At 35.5% G+C, this 10,302-nt stretch carries 10 protein-coding genes, 2 pseudogenes and 1 riboswitch; all 12 genes and pseudogenes read right to left on the bottom strand.

Annotated features, from left to right (window positions below; all coding sequences use genetic code 11):
- A pseudogene (locus P8M54_RS05725) lies at nucleotides 1–536 on the bottom strand (hypothetical protein); the annotation flags it as partial.
- Nucleotides 537–605: 69 nt separating this feature from the next.
- Nucleotides 606–1,352: a 3-oxoacyl-[acyl-carrier-protein] reductase gene (gene fabG / locus P8M54_RS05720; protein ID WP_300286112.1), complete on the bottom strand. Its 747-nt coding sequence runs from the start codon at nucleotides 1,350–1,352 to the stop codon at nucleotides 606–608.
- A 169-nt stretch (nucleotides 1,353–1,521) separates the two neighbouring features.
- A complete protein-coding gene (locus P8M54_RS05715; RefSeq protein WP_300286110.1) occupies nucleotides 1,522–2,859 on the bottom strand; it encodes a Na+/H+ antiporter NhaC family protein in 1,338 nt (445 codons plus the stop codon).
- A 59-nt stretch (nucleotides 2,860–2,918) separates the two neighbouring features.
- Nucleotides 2,919–3,015: riboswitch (SAM-I-IV-variant riboswitch) on the bottom strand.
- Between the two features lie 120 nt (nucleotides 3,016–3,135).
- Entirely contained in the window at nucleotides 3,136–3,558 is a 423-nt protein-coding gene (locus P8M54_RS05710; protein WP_300286107.1) for a hypothetical protein, read from the bottom strand.
- Between the two features lie 206 nt (nucleotides 3,559–3,764).
- Nucleotides 3,765–4,637, bottom strand: coding sequence for a succinate--CoA ligase subunit alpha (sucD, locus tag P8M54_RS05705; protein ID WP_300286105.1), 873 nt, complete (start codon nucleotides 4,635–4,637; stop codon nucleotides 3,765–3,767).
- Between the two features lie 86 nt (nucleotides 4,638–4,723).
- Complete coding sequence (locus P8M54_RS05700; RefSeq protein ID WP_300286103.1) at nucleotides 4,724–5,086, bottom strand: nuclear transport factor 2 family protein; 363 nt, start codon at nucleotides 5,084–5,086, stop codon at nucleotides 4,724–4,726.
- Between the two features lie 2 nt (nucleotides 5,087–5,088).
- Nucleotides 5,089–6,018, bottom strand: coding sequence for a UDP-3-O-(3-hydroxymyristoyl)glucosamine N-acyltransferase (locus P8M54_RS05695; protein ID WP_300286101.1), 930 nt, complete (start codon nucleotides 6,016–6,018; stop codon nucleotides 5,089–5,091).
- 75 nt (nucleotides 6,019–6,093) lie between these two features.
- Nucleotides 6,094–6,660 (bottom strand): elongation factor P, encoded by a 567-nt coding sequence (efp, locus tag P8M54_RS05690; protein WP_300286099.1) that lies wholly within the window; start codon nucleotides 6,658–6,660, stop codon nucleotides 6,094–6,096.
- A gap of 59 nt (nucleotides 6,661–6,719) precedes the next feature.
- Entirely contained in the window at nucleotides 6,720–7,505 is a 786-nt protein-coding gene (gene lpxA / locus P8M54_RS05685; RefSeq protein ID WP_300286097.1) for an acyl-ACP--UDP-N-acetylglucosamine O-acyltransferase, read from the bottom strand.
- Between the two features lie 70 nt (nucleotides 7,506–7,575).
- Nucleotides 7,576–8,964 (bottom strand): bifunctional UDP-3-O-[3-hydroxymyristoyl] N-acetylglucosamine deacetylase/3-hydroxyacyl-ACP dehydratase, encoded by a 1,389-nt coding sequence (locus tag P8M54_RS05680; protein ID WP_300286114.1) that lies wholly within the window; start codon nucleotides 8,962–8,964, stop codon nucleotides 7,576–7,578.
- Complete coding sequence (lpxD, locus tag P8M54_RS05675) at nucleotides 8,957–10,000, bottom strand: UDP-3-O-(3-hydroxymyristoyl)glucosamine N-acyltransferase (protein ID WP_300286094.1); 1,044 nt, start codon at nucleotides 9,998–10,000, stop codon at nucleotides 8,957–8,959. Before lpxD ends, P8M54_RS05680 begins: the two co-directional genes overlap by 8 nt.
- 130 nt (nucleotides 10,001–10,130) lie before the next feature.
- Nucleotides 10,131–10,302, bottom strand: a pseudogene (locus P8M54_RS05670) (phosphohydrolase); the annotation flags it as partial.

Genomic DNA, 10,302 nt, shown 5'->3' with positions numbered 1-10,302 from the left:
ATGATAACTGGAAATACTGCATTATTAGCATCAAAACTATAAACATAATCAGAGCCTGTGGTTTGGTTTCCATCAGTAATTAAAATGGTAGGAAAAACGACGTTTTTATTGATAACCTTTAAATCCTTTGCTATCGCATCTAAATTGGTTTGCTTTCCTTTAAAATTCAATGTATCAAGTGGCTTCGCTTCACTATCAAACTGATAGGTTTGCACCGCATACTTTTCTTGGATGGCTGGATTCTCTTGTAGTTTTTTAACAATTAAGCTTGCGGTAGTTTCTGCTTTTAGGTTCGCGATAGAACTTGAGTTGTCTACTGCTATCGCTAGCGAAGGTTTTATAATTTCTAAGGTAGAGCTTGAAATTATTGGATTAATTAATAAAAGCAGCACTCCAAAAATGGATAAAAAACGCAAAAAAGCCAAAAACAAGTTTACTTTCGACTTGTTTTTGGCTTTATATAAGTATTGAAAATAGGATAAACCAGCAGCTATTAATATTGAAACAAATAGTAATAGCAAGGTAGGTGTTGTCATAATTCAATAGTATTCAGTGTTCAGTAGTAGTCATCAGTAAATCCCAATAACTTTCCCGAATTTTAATTCTTAAGTAAGCATTCCTCCGTCAACATTCATCACTTGACCTGTTACATACGCACTCATGTCTGAGGCGAAAAACAAACAAGCATTTGCTACATCTTCAGTCGTTCCGCCACGTTTCAACGGAATTCCGTCTCTCCATCCTTGAACAACATCATCGTTTAATTTAGCAGTCATTTCCGTTTCAATAAAACCAGGTGCAATCGCATTACAACGTATGTTACGTGATCCTAATTCCAATGCCACCGACTTAGTAAAACCAATTACTCCTGCTTTAGAGGCAGCATAATTCGTTTGTCCCGCGTTTCCTTTCACTCCCACCACACTACTCATATTAATGATAGATCCTGAGCGTTGTTTCAAGAAAGTGCGCTGAATCGCTTTGGTCATGTTAAAAACCGACTTCAAGTTCACATCAATCACTTTATCAAAGTCTTCTTCAGACATACGCATTAATAAGTTGTCCTTAGTAATACCAGCATTATTGATTAAGATGTCAACTGTACCAAACTCAGCAATTACAGCATCTACCATCGCTTGTGCTTCGTTAAAATTCGCTGCGTTAGATTGGTATCCTTTTGCTTTAATTCCTAAAGCGTTCAATTCGTTTTCTAAAGCAAGCGCTGATTCAACAGATGAACTGTATGTAAAAGCAACATTTGCGCCGTGTTTTGCAAAAACTTCAGCAATTCCTTTTCCTATTCCACGACTTGCGCCTGTTATAATGGCAACCTTTCCTTCTAGTAATTTCATATTCAAAAATTAGTTTATTTTTTATTTGAAGCTATTCCTGCTATCCGTTGCAATCTTTTTAATCCGCTACCGCGTATAAAAAAGGATTTCCACTTCTATCAGGGCTAAAAACGACTCGTCAAATATATACTATTTCCTTTTTTAAAAAAAATTTCAATCTGAATTACCTTCAAAAAACAGGAAGTTTATAGTTAAAATAACGATGCACTAACTTATCCCAAAAACCAGCATAAATAGCCACCACAGTAAACAACAATAAAAACAAATGATAAAAAGCATTCCCAATTAAATCGAAAAAATCTAATTTGCCATCGGCAAAGCTCAAAATCAAAAGAACTTGCGCACCATAGGGTAAAATCCCTTGAATTACACACGAAAATATATCCAGTATTGCTGCTGTTTTCTTAGGATTCAAATCGTATTCATCATTAATTTCCTTGGCAATCGTCCCTGTAATTACAATCGAAACCGTATTATTAGCAATAGCAAGATTGGTCAATCCAACCAAAGTTCCAATTCCCATTTGCGCTGATTTCTTGCTTTTGATTCGTCTTTTTATTTGATACAGAATGTAATCAATGCCACCTGCTTTATCCACCATCGCTGCTAAACCACCTGATAACATCGACAATAAAAAAATCTCGGTCATGCTGGTGAATCCCTCGTAGATCTTTTGGGTAAATTCCATGACCGTAAAATGATTCCCATACAAACCTATTAATCCCGCTGCTATAGTTCCAATTACCAAAGTTGTAAAAACATTTACCCCAACTAGAGCAAGCACAATCACTAAAACATAAGGAACAATGGCGATCCATTCAAAGTCGGTTTTAGCAATAGGCACAGCGGTAATATCTGAATTTAGCCCTAGATAAAAGAAAAGCAATATGGTAATAATTGCAGCCGGAAAAGCAATAAATAAATTGATTTTAAATTTATCTTTCAAGTCGGTACCTAATGATTGTGTGGCAGCAATAGTCGTATCTGATATCATTGATAAATTATCACCTAGCATCGAGCCACCTAATAAAGCTCCTGCAATTAATGGTAACGAAGCTCCACTAGAAGTTGCTAAACTCACTGCAATAGGACCAATCGCTACAATCGCACCTACTGATGTTCCCGTTGCAGTTGACAAAAAAGCAGCAATTAAAAATATCCCTAGCGGAAAATAAGCCACATCAATGTTATTGATTCCAAGACTTACCACGGCATCAACACCGCCCATTGCTTTACTGACCACTGCAAAGGCACCGGCTAGCAAATAAATCAAACACATGGTCATGATTTTGCTTTCGCCACAGCCTGCAATCAAGGTTTCTACTTTAGCATCTGTACTGGATTTGTAAAGTATAAAGGCAGCTATAATTCCAAGAACCACGGCTACTGGCGACGGAAAAGCATAAAAATCGTTAAGCCAGATTCCGGCTCCTAAAAATGTGAAAATAAAAATGAATAACGGAATTAATGCCCAGGCATTTCCTTTTGTTCTAAAATGATTTGTCATAAAAATGTGTACTAAATGAAACAATTAGAACGACAAGAAAAATCCGATAGTGTTTGTGTGAAAACAACATTTTTTCCAAAGGATTTGGCTTATCGTTTTAGCACCTTGCTCGTTGTTGCAGGTTGCTATCTCATAATGAGATTCGTGATAACGGCTGCAAAAATAGTACATAAATTAATAAAACAAGAACAAAATCATAACTTTTATCATTTTACCATAAAAAAAGCCTTACCGAAGTAAAGCTTTATATAAATTAATTATTTTTTTAGAAACAGACTAGAAAGCCACATTCCATCTTGGTAATCTACCGTTTTCATCTAAGAAATTTTGTAGCACCTGTCCTTCTACTGCTGTAGGGATTGCTTTTGATTTATCATTGAAAGTTTCGTACCAAACCACTTCAATAAGACTAATATCTTCTTTAATCATTTGTGCTGGCCAAGAATATTTTCTTCCTGTTTTTGCAAATTGGTGCCCTTCAACAATTTTGTCATTTAAACCACCATTTTTTATTTTCAAGCTACCATCATTCTGTACCGTTCCAGTAGAACCTACCATGATTAGTTCTTTTTCTTCCGCTACAGCGTACACTAAAAACACACCACTCCCTTCAGATGCGTTGCAAACTTCTTCTAAGCTGTCCGTTGTTGAAAATGAAAATTGATTAGTTACCTTGAATTTTTTTAATTCCTTATACATATTTTATTATTTATTTTATTTGGCTTTCACAAAAAAATACCCCACAAGAAGTGAGGATTACTACAACCATATGTTTCATTTACTAAAATAACAGACGACTTGTCCCCTATTTTTAATAAAGTGCAAAGGTATTCCTTTAATTCAATTTATAACAAGAAAGCCCCACAAAAATGTGAGGCTTTCTTTATTTATTAGTCAAATAGTGACTATCCTAAAACTTCTTTTACTTTTTTACCAATCTCAGCTGGAGAATCTACAACGTGAATTCCACATTCTCTCATGATTTGTTTTTTAGCTTCAGCTGTATCATCAGATCCACCAACAATAGCACCTGCATGTCCCATTGTACGTCCTGCTGGAGCTGTAACTCCTGCGATGAAACCTACAACTGGCTTACGGTTACCATCTGCTTTGATCCAGTGTGCTGCATCTGCTTCTAGTTGACCACCAATCTCACCGATCATTACGATACATTCCGTTTCTGGGTCGTTCATTAACAATTCAACTGCTTCTTTAGTAGTAGTTCCAATAATTGGATCTCCACCAATACCAATAGCAGTAGTGATTCCTAAACCTTGTTTTACAACTTGGTCAGCCGCTTCATACGTTAATGTTCCTGATTTAGATACAATACCTACAGTTCCTTTTTCGAAAACAAAACCTGGCATAATACCTACTTTAGCTTCACCTGGAGTAATAATACCAGGACAGTTAGGTCCAATTAATCTAGCGTTTCTTTCTTTAACGTAAGCATTCGCTTTGATCATATCAGCAACAGGAATTCCTTCCGTAATAGCAATAATAACTTTAATTCCTGCATCAGCAGCTTCCATAATAGCATCAGCTGCGAAAGCGGGTGGTACGAAAATGATTGTTGTATCTGCTCCAGCGATTTCAACTGCATCTTTAACAGTATTAAATACTGGAAGGTCTAAATGAGTAGATCCTCCTTTTCCTGGAGTTACACCACCAACAACGTTAGTACCGTACTCAATCATTTGAGAAGCATGGAAAGTTCCTTCGCTTCCTGTAAATCCTTGAACAATTATTTTGGAATCTTTATTAACTAAAACACTCATGATATCTATTTTATGTGATTTTTATATTTGTCTTGCAAAAGTAAGGTTTTGAAAATTATTTTGAGCCTTTTTACTACCAAAATAAATTAAGATAATTGACTCATTTGGTACCCACGATATAATTTATCATCTTTTATTTCCCAAATGGTCATAAAATGCGCTAGTAACATCTCTTCTCTGGGGTTTTCAACGGTTTTAACAAAATGAGCATAACGAACGCTAATTAAATTATCTTCGGCAACTATGTGGCTAATTCTAATATTAGAACGAACATAGGCTTGACCCAATTCATCAGCTAATTTTAATAAGGACGAAGCATCTAGCTGAATAAAACCTGTACTACTATTCCAGTCTAGCTTCACATCCGGATGTAAAAATTCCTTCATAACAGTGCTATCAATCAAAGCATCTGATTTATAAAATTTTTGAACAAACTCTTTTGCTGTCATAATTATTTTAATTTACTTATAATTTCTGGTATTTTCTTGATATTGGCTAATTGCTTCAATTTCTCTCTTGATTCTTCAATTGGAGTTCCAAAATAGGTTTTTCCGCCTTCAACTGATTTTGTAACGCCAGTTTGACCTAAAATAACCGCTTTCTCACCAATAGTTATTCCACTAGTGGTACCAACTTGTCCCCAAATAGTAACTTCATCTTTGATTATTACACAACCAGCAATCCCTGTTTGTGAAGCAATTAAACATTTTTTTCCAATAACCGTATCATGACCTACATGAACTTGGTTGTCTAATTTCGTTCCTTCTCCAATAATCGTATCTCCAGTAACTCCTTTATCTATAGTACAAAGCGCTCCAATTCCAACATTATTTTGAACAACTACTCTACCTCCTGATATTAATTGGTCAAATCCATCTTCTCTCTTTTTGTAATAAAAAGCATCAGCACCAAGAATAGAGCCGGAGTGAATGATTACATTGTCTCCGATTACGGTGTGATCGTATAAAACCACATTAGGATGAATCAAGCAATTTTTACCTATAACAACATGGTTCCCTATAAATACATTAGGTTGAATGATGGTACCTTCCCCAACACTAGCCGAAGAGGCGACTGCTGCCGTAGCTGCAGTAAAAGGTTTGAAATGCTTTGTAAGGGTATTGAAATCTCTAAAAGGATCATCAGAAATCAGTAAGGCTTTCCCCGCTGGACAATCCACTTTTTTATTGATTAAAACAATGGTTGCTGCTGAGTTTAATGCTTTATCATAGTATTTAGGATGATCTACAAAAACGATATCACCTTCTTCTACAACGTGAATTTCATTCATACCTGAAACCGGAAAACTAGCTTCACCCACGAATTCGCAGTTGATAAGTGTCGCAATTTCATCTAAAGAATACTTTCTAGAAAATTTCATAAATTACTTTAAAAGGATAAAAATTAGAAAATGTGACCTAGCAACTAGTGTCACATTTTCTAAAAAAGGTCTAATCTATTCTTTTACGCGTTCCATGTAAGAACCCGAAGCAGTATCAATCTTGATTTTATCACCTTCGTTAATAAACAAAGGTACGTTTACAGTAGCTCCTGTTTCAACAGTTGCTGATTTAGTTGCATTAGTAGCTGTATTTCCTTTAATTCCAGGCTCTGCGTAAGTAACTTCTAATATAACTGAAGCTGGCATATCTACTGAAAGTGGTAAATCCGTTTCGGTATTAATACTTACCATTACACTCTCTCCTTCTTTTAACAAATCAGGTGAGTCTAAAATGTTTTTGTTCAAAGAAATTTGCTCAAAAGATTCTGTATTCATAAAATGAAATTCATCTCCTTCAGGATATAAAAACTGAAATTTATGATTTTCAACTCGTACTTCTTCAATTTTATGTCCAGCCGAAAAAGTATTATCCAATACTTTACCGTTGCTTAAGCTTCTTAATTTAGTTCTAACGAATGCAGGTCCTTTTCCTGGTTTAACATGAAGGAATTCAATGATTTTATAAATATCATTGTTGTACTTAATACACAATCCGTTTTTAATATCTGATGTAGATGCCATTTTATTTGCGTTAAGCCACTAGCAATTTGCCGGTAGCGATTTATATTTAATTTTGAAAACTAATAATTACCCGTGTATCCTTTCATAACACCTCTCGAAGAGTTTCTGATGAAATCAATAATTTCATCTCGTTCCGGAGTTGCTTCCATCTCGGCTTCAATTATTCCTAAAGCTTGGGTCGTATTATAATTTTTTTGATACAAGATGCGATAAATATCTTGAATCTCTCTTATTTTTTCTGGTGAAAATCCCCTGCGTCGTAAACCAACTGAGTTAATTCCGACATAGGATAAAGGCTCTTTTGCTGCCTTTGTAAAAGGGGGAACATCTTTTCTTAACAAAGAACCTCCTGATATCATGGCATGATCACCTATATTAATAAATTGATGAACTGCTGACAGTCCGCCAATAATGGCGTATTTTCCCACTGTAACGTGACCTCCAAGCAATACACCATTTACGATGATTGCATTGTTACCTACATGACAATCATGAGCGATGTGCGCACTAGCCATGATAAGGCAGTTGTCTCCAATAACCGTTTGACCTGATGCGATTGTTCCTCTGTTGATAGTCACACATTCTCTTATAGTACAGTTATCACCAATGATTGCTAATGACTCTTCACCTCCAAATTTTAAATCCTGTGGTACGGCAGAGATTACTGCTCCTGGAAATATATTACAATTTTTTCCAATTCTTGCGCCTTCCATAATCGTTACATTGGACCCAATCCAAGTACCATCACCAATAACAACATTATTGTGAATAGTAGTGAAAGGTTCGATGACAACATTTTTGGCGATTTTTGCGCCAGGATGAACATATGCTAAAGGTTGATTCATAATCTTTATTTAATCGTTTAACTGTTTACTGGATTAACCGACTGAACGATCAACCAAATCAACAAAAAAATTACTGTTTTTTGGCAATTTGAGCCATTAATTCGGCCTCAGCAACTAATTTTCCATTAGCATACGCATTCGCTTGCATGTGACAAATTCCGCGTCGGATTGGAGTAATTAAATCGCATTTAAAAATTAATGTGTCTCCAGGTAACACCTTATGTTTGAACTTTACGTTATCAATTTTCATGAAATAAGTTAAATAGTTCTCTGGATCAGGAACGGTACTTAAAACTAAAATACCTCCCGTTTGTGCCATAGCTTCCACAATTAAAACTCCTGGCATCACTGGTGCTTCTGGAAAGTGACCTACGAAAAAGTTCTCGTTCATCGTCACATTTTTCATTCCTACCACATGCGTTTCTGACATCTCAATAATACGATCAATCAACAAAAATGGTGGTCTATGAGGCAAAACAGCCATGATTTTATGGATATCCATCAACGGCTCTAAATTCAAATCATAAACAGGAACATAGTTACGTTGCTCGATTTTGATAATTTTTGCCATTTTTTTAGCAAACTGTGTGTTTACAAAATGACCCGGTTTATTGGCAATTACTTTTCCTTGAATTTTTGTACCTATTAGAGCTAAGTCACCCACTACATCTAGTAATTTGTGTCTTGCAGCCTCGTTAGGGTAATGCAAGGTAAGGTTATCTAAAATACCGTTTGGTTTTACATTGATCGTTTCTTTACCAAAAGCTTTTTTCAGATTCTCCATAGTGGCGTCCGAAATTTCTTTGTCTACATAAACAATTGCATTGTTCAAATCTCCACCTTTAATTAAACCATTGTCTAACAAAGTTTCTAATTCGTGCAAAAAGCTAAAGGTTCTTGAAGAAGCAATCTCTGTTTTAAAATCGTTGATGCTTTTAAGATTGGCGTTTTGAGTACCTAATATTTTAGTGCCAAAATCTACCATTGTAGTAATCGAATAATGATCACTTGGCATTACTAATATTTCGCTTCCTGTAGCCTCATCTGTAAAAGAAATTACTTCTTTTACAACATATACGTTACGTTTGGCATTTTGCTCTTCGATTCCTGCTTTTTCAAGTGCTTCTACAAAATATTTAGAAGAACCATCCATGATTGGCAGTTCAGAAGCATTTAATTCGATAATTACATTGTCTAAGTCACAACCTACTAAAGCAGCTAAAACGTGCTCAGGTGTTTGAATTTTAACTCCTAATTTCTCTAAATTAGTTCCTCTTTGTGTGTTAACAACGTAGTTTGCATCTGCTTCCACTACGGGTTGCCCTTCTAGATCTACTCGTACAAAAGTGAAACCGTTGTTTACTGGAGCAGGCTTGAAAGTCATCTTCACTTCTTTACCTGTGTGTAACCCCACTCCTGTTAAGGAGACTTCTGTATTGATGGTCTTCTGTTTAACCATTATTTCCATTTTTTTGGTTTAATATTTGTTTCTTTAATTGTTCTATTTCAGCAACAAGCTTTGGGAGGTTTTTAAAATGAACGTAGGATTTACTGTAATCACTATATCCAAATGCAGGACTTCCTTGCAAAATCTCATTGTCTTTTATATTTCTTCCTACTCCAGCTTGCGCCTGTATGCGTACATTATCACCTATCGTTAAATGTCCTGCGATACCTACTTGCCCGCCTATCATGCAGTTTTTACCAATTTTACTTGAACCTGCAATTCCGGTTTGTGCTGCAATAACGGTATTTTCTCCAATTTCAACATTGTGCGCCACTTGAATTTGATTATCCAATTTGACTCCCTTTCTGATAATTGTCGAACCCATTGTCGCACGATCTATGGTTGTACACGATCCTACATCTACATTATCTTCTATGATTACGTTTCCGATTTGCGGAATTTTTTTAAACGTCCCATCTGCACTTGGGGCAAAACCAAATCCATCTGCTCCAATGATAGCGCCTGAATGGATTACACTGTTGTGTCCAATTACCGTCTCCGAATAAATTTTCGTACCTGCAAAAATAGTGACATTATCTTTAATGACAACGTTATCACCTATAAAACAGTTGGGATATATTTTTACGTTATCACCAATACTGGTATTCGCACCAATGTAACTAAAGCTTCCTAAATATAAGTTAGTACCATAACGCACCGTTTCTGCAATGACAGAGGGTTGCTCGATACCGCTTTTATTTCCCTTAGCTTGATCGTAAAATTCTAATAATTTAGAGAAAGCTAAATAAGCATCTTCGACTTTGATTAAAGTAGTTGCTATTTCAGCCTCCGCAACAAAGCTTTTATTTACAATCGTAATTGTTGCTTTGGTAGTGTATATGTAATTTTGGTATTTTGGGTTTGATAAAAAGGTTAAAGAGCCTTCCTTACCTTCTTCTATTTTAGATAACTCGTGTACTTCAGACTTTGGGTTTCCCACTACCTCTCCCTCTAAGATGCCTGCTATTTGTTCTGCTGTAAATTTCATCCTAGTTGGTTATGGTTTGTATTGGCAAATGAATAAAAGCGCCCAAAAAAGGGGTCCTCGTATTCAAAAAAAATGTTGTGTTTTTTTTCATTGCCACAAAAATATAAAAAAATAGATGTTAAATGTTTATTTAAATCAGTTGTTTTGGGAAACAAACATAATATTTCGTAACCGCTTTCGATAATGATTTCAAATTTAGCTGGTCAGATGATTCGATAACATCCTCAACTGTACGGTCTTTTTTCAAAATCCGAATCGGTTCTGCTTCCTTACTATAGGCTTGATTTTTTATTTTTCCTTTA

This window comes from Flavobacterium sp. (assembly GCF_029242675.1).
GTDB lineage: Bacteria > Bacteroidota > Bacteroidia > Flavobacteriales > Flavobacteriaceae > Flavobacterium.
This window is presented reverse-complemented; position numbering and strand designations above follow the sequence as displayed.